This window comes from Okeania sp. SIO2C2 (genome assembly GCF_010692625.1).
GTDB lineage: Bacteria > Cyanobacteriota > Cyanobacteriia > Cyanobacteriales > Microcoleaceae > Okeania > Okeania hirsuta.
In genome coordinates, this window is the sequence record NZ_JAAHGM010000028.1 from 47,884 (window position 1) to 65,821 (window position 17,938).

10 protein-coding genes are annotated in these 17,938 nt (G+C 35.0%); 9 read left to right on the forward strand and 1 reads right to left on the reverse strand.

Annotated features, from left to right (window positions below; genetic code table 11):
* Positions 1-71 precede the first annotated feature (71 nt).
* From F6K18_RS21070 to F6K18_RS21110, 9 genes are all read left to right on the forward strand, one after another.
* Positions 72-3,071, forward strand: a complete 3,000-nt coding sequence (locus F6K18_RS21070) for a peptidase domain-containing ABC transporter (protein WP_287523683.1) — start codon at positions 72-74, stop codon at positions 3,069-3,071.
* 689 nt (positions 3,072-3,760) lie between these two features.
* Positions 3,761-5,941 carry a biotin/lipoyl-binding protein gene (locus F6K18_RS21075; protein WP_287523686.1) on the forward strand — a complete coding sequence of 727 codons (2,181 nt, stop codon included), beginning with the start codon at positions 3,761-3,763 and terminating at the stop codon, positions 5,939-5,941.
* A 1,046-nt stretch (positions 5,942-6,987) separates the two neighbouring features.
* Positions 6,988-8,937 (forward strand): hypothetical protein, encoded by a 1,950-nt coding sequence (locus F6K18_RS21080; protein WP_287523688.1) that lies wholly within the window; start codon positions 6,988-6,990, stop codon positions 8,935-8,937.
* Between the two features lie 186 nt (positions 8,938-9,123).
* The gene (locus F6K18_RS21085) at positions 9,124-9,984 is read left to right on the forward strand and encodes a class I SAM-dependent methyltransferase (protein WP_287523690.1); all 861 of its coding nucleotides are present in this window, start codon (positions 9,124-9,126) and stop codon (positions 9,982-9,984) included.
* 442 nt (positions 9,985-10,426) lie between these two features.
* Positions 10,427-10,972 carry a dTDP-4-dehydrorhamnose 3,5-epimerase gene (gene rfbC, locus F6K18_RS21090; protein ID WP_287523692.1) on the forward strand — a complete coding sequence of 182 codons (546 nt, stop codon included), beginning with the start codon at positions 10,427-10,429 and terminating at the stop codon, positions 10,970-10,972.
* A 610-nt stretch (positions 10,973-11,582) separates the two neighbouring features.
* Positions 11,583-12,533, forward strand: a complete 951-nt coding sequence (locus F6K18_RS21095) for a hypothetical protein (RefSeq protein WP_287523694.1) — start codon at positions 11,583-11,585, stop codon at positions 12,531-12,533.
* A gap of 649 nt (positions 12,534-13,182) precedes the next feature.
* A complete protein-coding gene (rfbD, locus tag F6K18_RS21100; protein ID WP_287523696.1) occupies positions 13,183-14,064 on the forward strand; it encodes a dTDP-4-dehydrorhamnose reductase in 882 nt (293 codons plus the stop codon).
* A 753-nt stretch (positions 14,065-14,817) separates the two neighbouring features.
* A complete protein-coding gene (locus tag F6K18_RS21105; protein WP_287523698.1) occupies positions 14,818-15,564 on the forward strand; it encodes a thioesterase II family protein in 747 nt (248 codons plus the stop codon).
* Positions 15,565-15,941: 377 nt separating this feature from the next.
* Entirely contained in the window at positions 15,942-16,997 is a 1,056-nt protein-coding gene (locus F6K18_RS21110) for a cyclase family protein (RefSeq protein WP_287523701.1), read from the forward strand.
* A 495-nt stretch (positions 16,998-17,492) separates the two neighbouring features.
* Here F6K18_RS21110 and F6K18_RS21115 read toward each other — a convergent pair whose 3' ends face one another.
* Positions 17,493-17,657 (reverse strand): hypothetical protein, encoded by a 165-nt coding sequence (locus F6K18_RS21115; protein WP_287523704.1) that lies wholly within the window; start codon positions 17,655-17,657, stop codon positions 17,493-17,495.
* Positions 17,658-17,938: the final 281 nt, after the last annotated feature.

Sequence of the window (17,938 nt, forward strand, 5' to 3'; positions counted from 1 at the left end):
CCTACGATCTACCACCCGATTTAAATTATTTCGGTATTGCCCAACTAGAGTGAAATAAATTTATAGACTCGATGGCTACTTCCTCAACAATATCAAGATCCCAAGTACAAGAATTTCTGGCAGACAAACCACCATTTAATCGACTTTCAGAAAATGCACTGAAAACTCAATTAGTGGGAAAGTGTCAATTACTAGGTTACCGTAGTGGCCAACCACTATTTGAAAGAGAAAAAATGCCGACCCAAGTAGCAATTATCTATCAAGGTCAGGCACGAATATTAGGTTACGACCAGCGATCGCAACGTCATGTCAGTTTACAGTTAGCAGGGCCTGGAGAAATCCTTGGTTGGGCTGGGTTGTTACGAGGGACACCTTGTGAAACGGCACTCGCTTCAACAGATTTAATTGCCGTGACTTTACCAGCCGCAGACTTCTTGGCAATATTAGAAGCAGAGCCAGAATTTGGGGCAGCCTTTTTAGAACGTCCAGCAGTGAGTGAAGTATTTGAACTACTCAGTCAAGAATTTGCTAGAAGGGCTGAAGTTAGTGGGAACTTGAAAGAACTTGCTAGAAATGTTGTCGAAAAAACTGTGGTAGTAAACCTACCAAAAGGAGATGTAAAGACTAAGGAACTATCATCTATCTTAGAATCGGAAAAAATCTGGCTAATCAGTAGTGGGGTAGTAGGAGATTTTGCTCCGGGTAGTCCAGTGGTTTTAGATGGAGTGGGTAGGTCTTTAAAAATTGAGGGACCCAGAGGAGCAAGAATTTTAGGATTCCCAGAACAAAAAGGGAGTGAAGTTGAGGAGACTACGGTGGAAAATGGGGCACAAAAAACTGAGCTTGTGCCTTTAGATGTATCCATGGTTCCCCAAGCACCAGCACGTCCACCAGAACCAACAGTTGCTCAAGATACTCAATCTATAAAATATCCCATTTTCCGGGGTAAGGGAGAAGTTCCTGCTGCTTTGGCTTGTTTTCAGATGCTGGCTAAACATCTGAAGCTGAAATTTCGCCGAGATGTGATTCGCCGGGTATTGGACAATCAGATTCGGACTGCAGGTAGGGTGTCTCTGCAAGCTTGTGGAGCGATCGCTCAGATGATGGGATTAACAGGTCAACTGGTACAGGTTCCCGCAGCAGCAGTTAATCGTCTGAAGGCACCAGCTTTAATTCAATGGCAAGACCATTTTGCCGTACTGTACAGCATTACAGAACAAGAGATAGTTCTTGGCAGTCCAGAATTCGGGTTAACTCGCCTCAAACCAGGCCAGTTTGCGGAAATCTGGGGAGAGTCTGGACAAGTTCTATTACTCCAGGCACCAAAATCAGAACAGAAGGAACAGTTTAGTTTTTGGTGGTTTGTTCCTTCTTTGATGGAGCATCGGACGGTTTTTATTGAGGTGTTGATTTCTTCGTTTTTTGTACAGGTATTTGGTTTGGTCAACCCTCTGATGACCATGATTATTATTGATAAAGTCATGGGGCAACGTAATATTGAGGCTCTGGATGTTCTGGGTATTTTGATGTTATTAGTAGCTCTATTTGAAGCTTTATTAGGAGGTTTAAGAACCTTCTTATTTGTGGATACTACTAACCGGATAGATGTCAAACTTAGCTCGGAGGTTATTGACCATTTACTCCGTCTTCCACTCAATTATTTTGATAATCGTCGGGTGGGTGATTTGACGGGTAGGATTGGAGAATTGGCTAATATTAGGAATTTCCTGACAGGTACTGCTTTAACTGTGGTTTTAGATTCGGTATTTTCAGTAATTTATATTGCTGTGATGTTGGCTCTTAACCCGTTAATGACGGCGGTAGCTTTGGCAGGGGTGCCTTTCTTTACTGGGATTATTATTATTAATTCGCCAATTGTTAGAAGACTTCTAAGGAAAAAGGCGGAGCGTTATGCTGATTCTCAATCTTATTTAGTAGAGGTTTTAAATGGTGTTCAAACTGTTAAAGCTCAGAATTTGGAACTTCGGTCTCGTTGGGAATGGTCGGCGCGTTATGCGAAGTTTATGACTGCTAGTTTTAATACTGTTTTGACTCAGACTACTTCTAGTTCTATTAGTACTTTTTTAAATAAACTTTCCGGACTGGCACTTTTATGGGTTGGTGCTTATTTGGTAATTGATGGTCAGTTATCGGTGGGGGGATTAATTGCCTTCCGAATTATTGCTGGTAATGTGACAGGTTCGTTGCTGCGTTTTGTGAGTGTTTGGCAGAGTTTCCAAGAGGTGGGAATGTCTATTGAACGACTTCGAGATGTTTTGGATACGGAGGCTGAAGTGGATGAGGAAGACCGGAATAATATTGATATGCCACCGATGAGTGGGGGTGTTAAATTTGAGGAGATTTCTTTCCGATTTACTCAAAGCGGACCTTTACAGTTGGCTAATGTAAATTTGGAATTTCCTGCTGGTTATTTTGTGGGAATTGTTGGTTTGAGTGGTTCTGGAAAGAGTACGTTGATGAAGTTATTGCAGCGTTTATATCCACCTCTTTCTGGTCGAATTTTTATTGATGGATATGATATTCAAAAAGTAGAATTATATTCTTTACGTCGTCAAATTGGGGTGGTTTTACAAGATACTCTCTTATTTAATGGTACGGTTCAAGATAATATTGCTTTGACAAATCCTGATGCTACTACTGATGAAATTGTCAGGGCGGCTAAAGTAGCAGTTGCTCATGATTTTATTATGAATTTGCCTAGTGGTTATAACACTATGGTGGGTGAAAGAGGTGCTTCTTTATCAGGGGGGCAAAGGCAAAGAATTGCTATTGCTAGGACGGTTTTACAAAATCCGAGATTGTTGATTTTAGATGAGGCAACTAGTGCATTAGATTACAGTTCGGAACGTCAAGTTTGTGAGAATTTAGCTGAGGCTTTTGCTGATACAACTGTGTTCTTTATTACTCACCGTTTAACAACAGTGAAAAATGCTAATACTATTATTATGATGGATAAAGGTTCGGTGGTGGAACAGGGAACTCATGGTGAATTAATGGCGGTTAAAGGTCGTTATTTCTGTCTCTATCAACAACAAGAATCTCAACAGTAAAAATTCAAAAGTCAAAAGTCAAAAGTCAAAAGTGAAGTCAAAAGTGAAGTCAAAAGTGAAGTCAAAAATTAGGAATTAAAAAGTCAGGAATTAAAAAGTTAAAAATCAAAAGTCAAAATTGAAATCAAAAGTTAGGAGTCAGAATTCAGAATTCAGAAGTTATTTTGATAACAATAATTATTTAATGAAGAAAACTAGAAAATAATTGCTGGATTACCTAAATTACTCAAAGTTAAGAAAGGAGGAATAAAAATCTGGAAATAATCGGAAGTAAGAATTAAATGAAACAATAATTATGGCAGGAGAATGAAGGAGGAAGGAAATTTAACAACAATTTTTAAATCAAAAATTAAAGAAAATTGAGCAATTATTCTCAATTATCAAAAGTAAATAGGAGGAAAAAGAATCTGGAAAGAATGATAAATAATTAGTAAGAATAGTTAATATATCAGTCGAAGCAAATGGCACGGACATATCAAAAGCTTAAAATTCAGACAAGGCTAGATTTTTCTTTCTGCTTTCTGCTATACGACCTAAAAAATGATATTGAAGCCATTTATTCTGACTCCCTACTCCCTACTCCCTATTCCCTAATTAATGACCACCTTCTCTATGACTTCCATTTTTCCTGATTCTTTCCTACTGCTTACTGCCTACTGCCTACTGCCTACTAAAAAATTAAAAACAAAATGAATACTCAATCTACATCATTAAACGAACAACCAGTCATTCTAGAGAAACCAGCTATATTATCTAGACTATTTTTGTGGATGATTATGATAATTACCAGTTCAGCAATAATTTGGGCTTACTTTGCAGAGATAGACCAAGCAGTACCAGCTACAGGACAATTAGAACTTAAAGATGGTTCCATAGATGTCCAAGCTCCTACCAGTGGCAATGTAGTTAGACTCCATGTAGAAAATGGCGATCGCGTGGAAAAAAATCAACCATTACTAACTTTTAGTCCTACTGCTCCTAGTGCAGATTTAGGTTCTGCTAAAGAATTAAGAGACACTCTAAAAAGAGAAAATCAGTTTTATAAAGAGGTACTCAATGGTAAAGTTCCTACAGCTTTACCTCCAGATTTACAAAAATTAGCTCAAGAGCGACAAACTAGAATATCAGAAAATCAAACATACCGCGCTCTGATTAATGAGCTTTATCTAAATAGAGGTGGTTTTGTTAATGTTGACTCTAGTTTGCAAGGATTATATGTAAACTACAAAGCTGAATATAATTCTCGTGTAGCTGCTGTAGAATTGCAAATTACAGAGCTAGAAAAACAACTTCAACAAGCAGAAGAAGATGAAGAAGCAGCTAGAGAACAATTAAGAGTAGCTCAAGACCAATTGCAATATGCCAAGCAACAATTACAGTTTGCCAAACAACAATTAAATAATAGTAAGCAACAGCTAACTTATGCTTATGAACAATTAAATAATACAGAGAAACAACTGAAGTTTGCTAACGAACAACTGAAAAATACTCAGGAACAACTACAATATTCTCAAGAACAATTAGAACTGGCTAAAGGACAGTTAAGTAAGTCAGAACAAGTATTAGGATCTAACCAAGAAATTTTAGGACAAATATCTCCTTTAGTAGAAGAAGGAGCGATCGCTGAACTACAAAAAAAACGTCAGGAACAAGAAGTTTTCCGAGGCGAAAGTGAACTTTTAAGGCAACAAGACCAAATTCAAGCAAGAGCAGGAGAAATAAATACTAGATTGGGAGAAGTAAATTCTCGCCTATCAGACATTAATGCTAGAGAAGGGGAAATAAATTCTCGCAGGTCTGATATTAATATATTGGAAGGAGAAATAAATACTCGTGAAGGAGAAATAAATTCTCGGCTATCAGATATTAATGCTAGAGAAGGAGAAGTCAAAGCTCGTCAAGCAGAAATACAACGCGCTAGGTTAGAACAACAGCGTTTAAATGTGGCTATTAATAGAACTAAAGAACAGTTAAAAAATACTAGAGATGGTTGGGCAAGGGAACTTTATGCCAGAATTGCTGAAAATGAAGGAAGGGAAATTGCTCGAATAGATTCTCAATTTACTCGCTTACAACTAGACAACAATAAGAGACTAACTGAAGTTAGTGCTCAGATTGAAAAGTTAGAAGAAACTCGCGATAATCAAGTTTTAAAAGCACCAGTTTCTGGAGTAATTTTTGATTTAAAACCTGTTAGTAAAGAAGAGTCTTCTCTAGATATAAAAACTGACCCTATTTGTCAGTATGTAATTAATGATGTCTTGAAACCTGGGGATATTAAACCTGAAAGATGTGAAGATGCGTCTTATGAGGCACAACAAACTCAACCGTTACTGACAGTATTGGATGATGATGAAGGTTTAGAAGCGGTAGTTTATATTCAGAATAAAGATATTGCTTTAGTATTAAAAGCTTTAAATGATAAACGGAAAAAATTAGAACCTTATCACGACCAAGAATTAGCTGGTGGAGAAGTTATTGAATGTGAACCAGGTAAAAAATGTGCTTGTCCGGAACTGAAAGAAAATCGAGAAAAATTAGGTTTAAAAGATGTGGAATGTGTACCTGTAGAGGTACAAGTTGAGGCTCTACCTGCTAATGAATTTGGTACAGTAACTGGGGAAGTTATTTCTATTAGTGATGATGCTATTCCTCCAGACCAAGAAGCAGGAAGACCTTATTTTTCTTTTGAAACTACAATTGATTTAGAACGGCAAACATTTGTTCTGGATAATGAGAACGATCTGGAAATTGGTTTGCAGAATGGTATGGCAATTAACTCAAATATTAATGTTGGTAAGCGGACGGTTTTAGAGTTGTTCTTTAACAGATTTACTGGCAAGTTTAAGAGTTTGACTAATGTTAATTAGAATTCAGGAGTTAGGAGACATTTCAGTTATCAGTTATCAGTTATCAGTTATCAGTACCTCATGCTGTTTGCGCAGCATTCCGCAGGAAAGCAATAGGCTTGAAATACAGAAGAAGTTGATTTTTTTTATCCACTTAAAAGCGGAGGCTTGAGACCTTATTTTTTGGTCAGGAGAAAATGAAAGATGCAAAGATGCCAAGGATTAAAATTCTTGGCTAATAGCTGAAGTCATCTAAAAGATGACTAATTTTCTCAGATTTACTGGCAAGTTCAAATGTCTGAGTAGTATTGATTAATGCCTAGTGAAGCCCAATTGAAAAGTCTGTATCGTATTTGTTATCAATTAACTTATTTTATGCTCTAACCTATACATATTAAGATGTATAGATCGACGTACTGTTCAGCAAGCCCTAATTAGTAATTACCCCTTCTTTTAAGAAGGGGATTGATGCTTAAGGAATTTTTTTGATTCTATCCCCTATCCAAGGTGAGACTTTAAACCTGAATTGTTTAATAATTAATTATTAACTATTAATTATTAATTATTAATTATTCGGTAACTTGTATATTCAAGCTGGAAATAGTGAAGAAATAGAATTTGAAATTAAATTGAATGGGGAGGTAATTTCAGTTATCAGTTATCAGTACCTCTGCTTTTGTTTCTCCTTAAGAGGCTTTAAACCTTAATTATCTCAAAGTTGGCTCTTGACCCGCGCTCTCCTGAAGGGGAGCGTCGCATGGGAAAACCAATCAATTTTGTGGTTTTGCCAGTGTGTTATATCATGTCGGGTTGAACATTTATAAATAAACTACTCAGGAGTCAGGAGTCAGAATTCAGAATCCAGGAGGGAAGAAATAAGAAAAGAAGGAGAAAGTTTTTTTATCACGCTCTTATCCGGACATGATATTAGCCTCAAATAAGGCTTCCGGGCTAGCAGTGCCATCAGTCTGATTGTAGGTTGGGTTGAACGGTAGTGAAACCCAACATTAAACGAATAGAGAAAAGAGATACAGATGTGGTTTGTTTTATTGTATAAGTGTCAGTAGTTGGGTTACCCTTACGGGAAGCAAGCTACGTTCCTCAACCCAACCTACACCTATAATATTGCCGATCGCCACTTCCCAATAATGCGAAAAATATTTTCCCAAACCAAAATATTATTACTAACTCTCTATATTTTCCCAGTCTTATTACTCCTTTGGTTTCTTGCTAATTTTAGTGTCAACGTTCCCTACTGGGACCAATGGAGATTAACCCCTATCTTTGAGCGAGTTGCTGAAGGAAACGCCACATTTTTTGACTTTTTCACAGTACACGGACATCACAGAATATTAATACCAAAATTAATCATTACCGCCTTAGCATTTGCCACTAAATGGAACACTCAAGCTGAAATAATTTGTAGCGTAATTTTTGTCATCATCACATTTTTTGCTATTTGCAAAATAGCCGAAATTCAATTTCATAATCAAAACCAAAATATCCTACACATAGCAAATATTTTAAGTTGTTTATTCTTGTTTTCCCTAGTACAACATCAGAACTGGTTATGGGGATTTACCCTATTTTGGTTTCTGACAAACTTATGTCTAATAATGGCAGTATATTTGATTCACGCCTTAGAAAATTTGTCAGCAAAAACCAGAATATTTCTAGCGGCAATATCTTGTTTAATCGGAAGTTTTACCTTAATCCAAGGATTACTTTCTTGGGTAGTTTTAATTCCATCAATATTATCTATAGAAGGGAAAGCCAAACAAAAAATTAGTAGACTAACTATCTGGATTTTCCTGTTTATAATTTCATGTATTATCTACGCAATTAACTTTAATCCGATTCGGGAACCAAAACCATTTTTATTTACAGAACAACCATTTTTGATCATAAACTACTTTTTAGCAGTTCTAGGTTTACCTTTAGTGAGACTTCCCATCCCTGCAATTTTAACAGGATTAATATTATTCTCTGGTTTCTTATTTTTCACATATTACTTTCTCAAGAAGCTTTGGTTTAAACAAGAGAATCAAGAATTAGGAATCAGAAATTCTGTAGGGGAAACAATGAATTGGGAATCTAGAGGAGAAATATTCTCTATTCCCGAATCTGTACAGACCTTGGATGCAACCTCCATACCTACTTCCGACTTTCCTCTCAAAGCAACTATTCCTTGGTTAACAATAGGTACATTTTCTCTAATTTCTGCTCTATCTATTTCTGTAGGTAGAGCAGAATATGGAATCGAAAATGCAATGATTTCTTCCCGATATACAACCACATCAATATTATTAATTATCTCTCTAATTTATCTCCTAGCTTTGTTTGTACAGGAGCAACAAAAATATTTATCAATATATAAAATTTTAGCTGTGGCAATGACAGGAATTATGATAATTAACTCAGTGTATGTTGTGAGGAATGTAAAATTAAGTTTTCCCTACATAGAAAGTCGGAAAGAATGTCTAGAAATAATTAACTATTTAGCAGATTCAGAATTTATCAGAGAATCTCCAGATAGTTGTTTAGTATTAATGAATGGTAAAACTTGGTTAGTCAGACAAGGTGCAGAAATTATGGAAAAATTAGGATGGCGAAAATTTCCTCAAAATCTGGAATTTATCAAACAACCAAAACAAAATTATGGTTATTTAGATAATCCTCAAACAACTGCAAAACCTCTAATTATTCAAGGTGACGAAACTCTAAATTTAGGAGGTTGGGCAATTATACCACATAGAAAAAAACAACCTAACTTAGTATTACTTTCTTCTGGTGAGAATCAAGTTTTTTTTGCCAACGCCATTGTCAACTTAGAGAGTAATGATATTGTTAAAATTATGAAGTCAAAACTTTATAGTAAAGTGAGATGGAAAGTAACATTTTCAGCTAAATCTTTACCCATGGGAGAAAATATAATTAAAGCTTGGGTTTATAACTCTGACAAACAAGAATTTGTCAAATTAAATGATGAAGTAAAAGTTAGGGTAGAAGAGAGTTGAAAAGATAACAAGAACCTCTAAAATAGCCATGAAATAAATTTCAGGGATCATAGCTGAAGTCCCTTAAAAGGGACTGAAAATATGGAGTCCTCTAAAGAGGACTTAAGCTTTGAGCCAGGGATTTTAATCCCTGGCAATATATTTATCTAGATGTAATTTTAACAGAAGTAATTTTAATCAAATATTATGCAAAAAAATCATTGTCCCTTATGTCATACAGATAAATTTAACTACTACAAAGCAGGGGATGATTATCTATTAGCAAAATGCTCTGAATGTGGTATGGTATGGGATAACAATCCACCAAAAAATCCCACTGCAATTTATCAGGAAGATTATTATAATAACGATTTTCCTAAAGGAGGATATTCTAATTATTTCCAAGGGATGAAAATTAATAGCCAGACTTTTCGCAAACGTTTATTAAAGGCTGAAACAAAACTTTCTGGTCAAGGCTTATTATTAGATGTGGGTTGTGCTTTAGGTGATTGTTTAGAGCAAGCAAAAGATTTAGGATGGGATAATCCTCAAGGTTTAGAAGTATCAGAATATGCAGTAAATTTTGCTAAAAGTAGAGGTTTATCTGTCTGTCAAGGAGATTTATTTAATCATAATTTTGAACCTAATTCTTTTGATTTGATTATGTTGCAAGATATGATTGAACATACAACAGACCCTATTGCTCAACTAACAGGAGCTTATCAACTTTTGAAACCGGGAGGATGGATTTTTATTACTACTCCTAATTTGGGAGGGTTTTGGCATAAATTATTAGGATCTTTATGGTATCACTATAAACCAACAGAACACTTGACTTATTTCTCCCTTGATACGATAAAATTAGCTTTGGAAAAAAGTGGATTTTCTGATGTAGAATCAAAGCCAACCAATAATTCTATGAGTGTGGAATATATATTTGATCGACTCAAATATTATCAGCCAACTTTATTCTCCTTTTTACTGAGAATTGCTCGAACGCTAAATTTCCATAAATTAGTTTTTTCTCTGTGGATAGGAGAATTAGAAGCTTGGGGAAAGAAAAAGTAGGAAGTGGCTCACACGGATTATGGCACGGATATACGGATATGGAAGGAGTGGGGGAGTGGGGGAGTAGTAAACATCAGAATAATTAACAATAACTGGGGTGCTAATTATCAAAAAAGTTTCATGAGTTTGTGTTCATTACTTAATAATTGAAACTTTATCTAAGTTAAGCATTCTTTTTTCACCCTTAGTATAAGGTAAAAAAGGTTGACAAAACAGACAAGATAAAGTTAGATATCCATGGAATTTTTAATTGTGAACTTATAGCAGAATGAAGAAGGCGTTTAGTTATCTAGGAGAGAAGGAAAATCTTGCGTTGTCTGAATTTTAAGCTTTTGATATGTCCTAAGCGCTTTGGAGGTTGCTATATATTAACTTTAAAATCTAACACCTAAGACCTAAGACCTAAAACCTACTACCTATTAAATAAATTGAGGTCATATAAATGAATGTAATTCAAACAGAAATCCCAGAAGTATTGCTGATAGAACCAAAAGTTTTTGGAGACGAGCGTGGCTTTTTTATGGAGAGTTTTAATCAGGGCAATTTTTCAGAAAAAACAGGAGTAAATCTGGAATTTGTGCAAGATAATCACTCTCGTTCCAGCAAAGGTGTACTTCGAGGTTTACATTATCAAATTCAACAAGCTCAAGGTAAATTATTACGAGCAGTTGTGGGAGAAATATTTGATGTTGCTGTGGATATTCGGAAAAATTCTCCTAATTTTGGTAAATGGGTAGGTTATCTTTTAAGTGCAGAAAATAAAAGACAACTTTGGGTGCCTCCTGGTTTTGCTCATGGTTTTTTAGTAGTGTCTGAAATTGCGGATGTTTTGTATAAGACTACTGATTATTATGCACCCCAATATGAGCGTTCAATTATTTGGAATGACCCAGAAATTGGTATTATTTGGCCTCTGGAAGGAATTGAGGTGAAATTATCTAAAAAAGATGAAGCTGGTACAACGTTAAAAGATGCTGATTTGTTTTAAGAAGGAGTTATTTCAGTTATCAGTTATCAGTTATCAGTTATCAGTTATCAGTACCTCTGGCGCTCACCCAGAGGTTTGAATACTAAATGAAATATTTTCTTCATCGGCAAATTCTCAAGCTGTAAAATACTCAAAACTCAGAATTGAGAATTGAGAATATTTCTGTCAACTTTCTAGCTGAAGTGATTTTTCACAGAGAGTGAAATTTTGTCTATCTGCTAACTTAAAGGAAGAATGAAAATCGGCAAATTCTCAAGCTGTAAAATACTCAAAACTCAGAACAGAGAATTCAGAATATTTCGGCTAACTTTCTAGCTGAAGTGATTTTTCACAGAGAGTGAAATTTTGTCTATCTGCTAACTTAAAGGAAGAATGAAAATCGGCAAATTCTCAAGCTGTAAAATACTCAAAACTCAGAACAGAGAATTCAGAATATTTCGGCTAACTTTCTAGCTGAAGTGATTTTTCACAGAGGATAAAATTTACCCCACCTACTCACTTAAAAGCAGAATCAAAAGATGAAAATTATGAATATAAATTTTGCTAGACGTTGTGATGTAAGAAAATTTTATTATCTTTGGTTAGTAGACTTTAACTTGAGGTAATTTTTATGACTAATCAAAATAATAGTGAAAGTAACAAAGTAGCAATAATAGAGGTAACAAGCACATATAAGGAATATTTGAGATATTCTTCATATAGATTTGATTCTTTGTCTTTCTCTCTTAACAAGTCTTTTATATTCGCTGACATTGTAGCAACTGAAAATATCAATAATAGTTCATCAGAAATACTTAATGTAATTTTTCTATATGCAGATAGTGATAGAGAAATATTAAATTATATCGGAGATAACCTTGATGAAATTGAAAAATTAACAGGAGACTGGAATAAAATCTATATATTAGAAAAACCTCTGCCTAACCTTGACTCACTCATAAAATATTGGCAGTCAATTCTTTATTCAGAGTTGTATGAAAAATTTTCTTTAAGTAGATGGTTATTTAAAACAAAACCATTTAATAGAAATAAATCTTACGATATAGCTAGACAACTAGATATCCTTCCCGAACAATTACCTTGTTTAGTCTTATTACCACCCTTAACAGAAATATCTGGTCGAGAAAAATTGATTATCCCTATTCAAGAAGTATCAGCTAATTATTTTAGAAAAATATTTTCGACTTTAGAACAGATAGTTAAACAAACAGAGGAGAAAAATAAATATGAAGCAATAAAAATCAGATTTAATGACCTGGCAGAATACTTAGAGAGAAACTCAGAAAAAATTGTTCAACGAACAACAACAGAATATAAAATAAATGGAACAAATATTTTTGTTAATAGTCAAACGGAGAATTTTCAAATGACCGAAAATAATCGCGATATTCAAATTAGCGGAGACAGTAAAATCGCCAGTATTGTTGGAGGAGAAGCAACAATATATACAGCGAATATTGAGCAGAATAATTATTCACCTGAACAAAGACAAACCGTAAGCATTCAGCTATTAGCTGTCAGCTATCAGCAACAATACTCTCTCTTATGGAACAGTGTTTAAATTAATATAGACTTTAAGGACAAGGGAGCCAACTTTTGTAGTAAGACAATTAATAAAGCTTTTATCCTAAACTAAAAGTAATAGCTGATAGCTGATGGCTGACTGCTGAATGCTGACGACAAACCTTACAAGAGGTAGCAAAAGAAATTCAATAATTATTAGAACAACTATCTAAAACAGACTATTCCTCAAATCCCAGCAATAACTTAGAAATTGCTAACCAAGCAATTCAAGAAATAGAAAAAAATCCCTATCTGAAATCTCGAATAATTACAGCATTAAAAGCAGGAGGACAAGAAACATTCAAAGAATTATTGACACTCTCACCGTTAAATCAAAGATTATAACTGGAGATTCTTGCTTCGCAGATTCTTAACTAGGCAACAAATCAAACAAGTTGAGTTGTACCCCCGTCAGACCATCTCCACAAGCTTTTTATTTAACCGTGTGCCCCACGGCTATTAATTACTATAACTGATGCTGGATTGATTTGCAAACCCTCAATTAACTTACCACTTTGAAATTCATCTCACCGTTAAATCAGTGCGATTATAACGGGAGTCCTCTTTCAAAATTTTTGATAGAAGATTGGAGTAGTGCCAAATAGAAAAACAAAAATTAAATCTAATATATTATTGGAAAATCACAAATGAAAATCTTATTAACAGGCATTAACGGACAACTTGGCCATCAACTACAACCCCTCCTGACAAATATTGGGGAAGTAACCGCAGTGGGGCGAGAAAACTTAGACCTGGCAGACCCCAATGCCATCTCTCAAATAATTAACCAAGTTAAACCAGAAATTATTGTCAATGCTGCTGCTTATACGGCAGTTGACAAATCTGAAAATGAAACAGAATTAGCCAATGCGGTAAATAGTATTGCCCCTGGAATTATGGCAACCGAAGCAAAAAAATTGGGGGCAATCTTAATCCACATTTCCACCGACTACGTTTTTGATGGGAGTCAAAGCACACCCTATACAGAAACCGACCCTACCAACCCCCTTGGTATTTACGGCAAATCTAAATTAGCGGGAGAAAAGGCCATTCGGGAAACAGACGCTAATCATATTATTATTAGAACTGCTTGGGTCTATGGAGTTTATGGAAAAGGTAACTTTGTCAAAACCATGCTGCGGGTAGGTAAAGATAGGGAAGAATTGAGAGTAGTTTATGACCAGGTTGGTTGTCCAACTTGGACAGGAGACTTAGCAGAAGCGATCGCTCAAATTATTCCTCATCTTAATTCAGAAACCTATGGAACTTATCACTACACAAATAGTGGAGCTATTAGTTGGTACGATTTTGCCATGACTATTTTTGAGGAAGCAAAACAACTGGGTTTTCCTTTAGAGGTAAAACGAGTAGTTCCCATAACTACTGCTGAATATCCAACTCCAGCAAAACGACCTGCTTTTTCAGTTTTGAATAGTGGGAAAATTTCCCAAGTTTTGGGAAAACATTCTCCTTATTGGCGAGATGGTTTGAGGCAAATGTTAAAGCAGTTAGCTGCTTTGAGCGATTAATCATAAGCTCTTTTTTGTTTTTCGGATTCTGTCTGACTCCCTCTCCTTGGATAAAAATATTTCCAACAGAGTTATAAACACAAGACTAAATCAAACAGGCTATATATAGTAGGCAAAAACTACAACGTTGCAGTTTTGTATCTGAAACCTACGGGTGGGGTAAGTATGAAAAAACTTGCTCCTCAACTTTCATGGTTTTTTGTTATACCTATTTTCAGGTCATAAATTTGTCTAATGAATTCAACTATGACTCCCTCTCCTTGGATAAAAATATTTCCAACAGAGTTATAAACACAAAACTCACTTAAACAGGCTATATATAGTAGGCAAAAACTACAACGTTGCAGTTTTGTATCTGAAACCTACGGGTGGGGTAAGTATGAAAAAACTTACCCCTCAACTTTCATGGTTTTAGGCAAAAACTACAACGTTGCAGTTTTGTATCTGATACCTACGGGTGGAGTAAGTATGAAAAAACTTACTCTTCAACTTTCATGGTTTTTTGTTATACCTATTTCCAGAGCATAAATTTATCTAATGAATTCTACTATTGCTCTTTCTCCCTAGATAAAAATATTTTCCACAGAGTCATAAACACAAGACTAAATCAAACAGGCTATATATATAGTAAACAAAAACTATAACGTTATAATTTTTGTATCTCAAACCCATGAGTGGGGAAAGTGTTGAAAAAATTACTCCTTAACACTCACAGTTTTTTGTTATACCAATTTTCAACTAATAGATTTGCCAATGAATTCTACTATTACTCCTTCTCCCTGGATAAAAATTTTTCAACCTTGTCCTCAACCTAACTTGCGTCTATTTTGTTTTCACTCTTCTGCATCTGGTGCTTCCTTATTTCGCCTCTGGGGAAAACATTTACCATCTAATATTGAGGTTTGTGCCATACAATTACCAGGAAGAGAAACTCGGATAAAAGAAGCTTTAATTACTAAATGGGATGACCTAGTTTCTTCCCTAACCCAAGCTTTACAACCCTTTGTTAAAGAATATCCCTTTGTATTTTTCGGCCATAGTTTGGGTGGGTTAATTTGTTTTGAAGTTGCCAGTAAACTACGAAGACAAAAACTTTCAACTCCTAAATATATGTTTGTTTCTGGTCGTCGCGCTCCTCAAATTCCTATTGATGACCCACTTCATCAAGCATCTAACCAGACTTTAATTTCGACGTTGCGTGAATACGGTGGTACTCCTGAAGCAGTCCTGGAAAACCGAGACCTGATGGAATTATTTTTACCTATTTTACGAGCAGACTTTACCCTCAATGAAAAGTATATTTATTCTCCTGAAGCACCTTTTGAATTTCCTATTGTTGCTTTTAGAGGTATAAATGACGCAATAGTAAATTTACAACAGTTATCTGCATGGAAAGAGCATACTATTGGTACTTTTGCTTTACATGAATTTCCGGGCTGTCATATGTTTTTCCAAAATGAACCGAAAACTTTAATTGAGGCAATCTTAAAATTTATGTGAGGCAATTTCAGTTATCAGTTCTCAGTTATCAGTTATCAGTACTTCCTGGTTAAATAGAAGGCTGGAAATAGGGAATTTTATTTTTTCTATCCCCTTAAAAATTGGAAGCTTAAGACCTTATTTCTTATTTATTTAATGTTCCTTGAATTACAGCACTTTGTGTGGATAGTAAGCTAAATTTGAAAAGAGCAGCTATTAGTCTTATTACCTTTAGTTGACAACTCAAGTTCCTCATTATTGTGCTTCAGTTCTCTGGTTGAAAATGAAGTAGAAGTTAAGCAAATGCTTGCTTCATTCATTTTTATTGCTGAGACCTAACTGCTAATATCTGAATGCTTACTTGAAAATTAATTTCTATTCCCTATTCCCTAAAAAAAATGAAAATTCCTAACTACTTCAAATTTACAATAATACTTATTTTTATCCTATTAACTATCTGTAGTTTTTCATCCTCAAGTATAGCTGATGATCTCCCTTTAAGACAGAGATGGAGTCCTTCAATTTTTGGAAAAAATGATGAAGTAGGTTCAGTTAATTGGATTAATAATAAAAAAGTTTTAGAATCCCTAAAATTAGTCAAAAAAGGTAAGGTAGCTACCCTGGGCAAAGTTTATCAAAGTGATGCTCCGGTATTTTCCCAACGTAATTGGAAATTAATAATTCCCGGTCTACCAACTTATAAATTTCCCGAAGAAAATAGCCTGATCGCTAATGATGAATATGTGATGGCTGAGTTAGGTCAGGTTGGCACTCAATTTGATGGTTTAGGTCATATTGGTGTGAATACTTCTCAAGGAAATTATTTTTATAATGGTAACTTTTTAGAAGATTTTGGAACATCCTACGGGTTAAATAAATTAGGAGTAGAAAAGATTGGAGAGTTGGGATATGTGACTAGGGGAGTGTTATTAGATATTGCTAATTATCGAGGAGTTGAACGTTTACCAGTTCCTCAAGGTAAGAGTAAAAATGACCCAGGAATTATTACAATTAATGATATTAAAGGAGCAATAAAAAAAGAAAAAATATCTCGAATAAAACAAGGGGATGTAGTTATTTTCTATACTGGTCATGGTAAGTATTGGGGGAAAGACTGGGATAGTCTGAGTCCCGAACAAAAAGTCAAAAATAGTCAAATATTTAATTCTGGAGAACCAGGACCTGGTATTACTAGTTGTCGTAATTTATCTACCTTAAAAATAGCGATGGTAGGTTCAGATACTTGGGGAACTGAAGCTGCTCCTGGTGAAGATATAAATCGACCTTTTGACTGTCATATTGAATGGATGGTTAAAAATGGTATTACTAATATTGAAAACTTGGATGTTAGTCAGTTAATAGAAGATAAAGTTTACGAATTTATGTTTGTTTTTGCACCTCTAAAAATGAAAGGTGGAACAGGTTCACCAGCTAATCCTATTGCTATTTATTAGTTTAGGGGTAAGGATTCAGCCGTCAGCTATTAGCTATCAGCTATTAATTTTGAGGAAGGTAAAAATAATTGAGAAATTGAGACAGAATAAAAGTTACTATTAAAGTCCCCTTCCTAAACCTCAGAAGTAATGAATAATTACTAATTGCTGATAGCTGACTGCTAATAGCTGAATGCTTACGTTTAGGGAATAGGGAGTAGGGAGTAGGGAGTAGGGAATAGAGAGAAATAATTGATGAATAAGAGTACGATAATTAATTTTATTTTTTATTCTTGGAGATGTCTATTACTAAAGGAGTAAATATTGAAAAAAATCCGATCAAGATGCACCTTTTTATAGCATTATTTTTTCACACTTGATATTATAGTCATTTCAAATAAGAATGAAACCATTTCACAGCAAGAAACACTCGTCTCAATCTAAACTGAAATGGCTATATAAGTAGGGCTTGCTGATTAAATCTCAAAGCATTTACAGATAAAGGTTTTAGCCTTTTTAGGTCTGAAATACCTTGGTTTTCAGCTCCAATCGCTCAAAAAGGAGCGCATTTTGGGCAAGAGTTAGCCAGAAAATCAAGGGACGATTCTTCTGACTACCTCTTTTATAATTCCCATTACTCCTGACTTCTGGATTCTGATATTTGGCTCCTACCCTTACCAAAAGACTTTTTCAGCAAACCCTAAACCCTAAATATTGAAAAAAAAGAAAAAATGATGGAGACAGCTATTTTAAAATTAATTAGTCTAGGGATTAGGGAGTAGGAATAAGAGAAAAAGTGAAGAATAATTTAGCTATCTAGGAGTCAAGAAGTAAATATTGAAAAAAAGGTAAAAATGATCAAGATACCTGTTTTAAAATTAATCCGTATATCCGTGGCAAAATCCCTGTCTAGTCATCCGTGCCCGAATTCGTGTCTAGCCATCCGTGCCCGAATTCGTGTA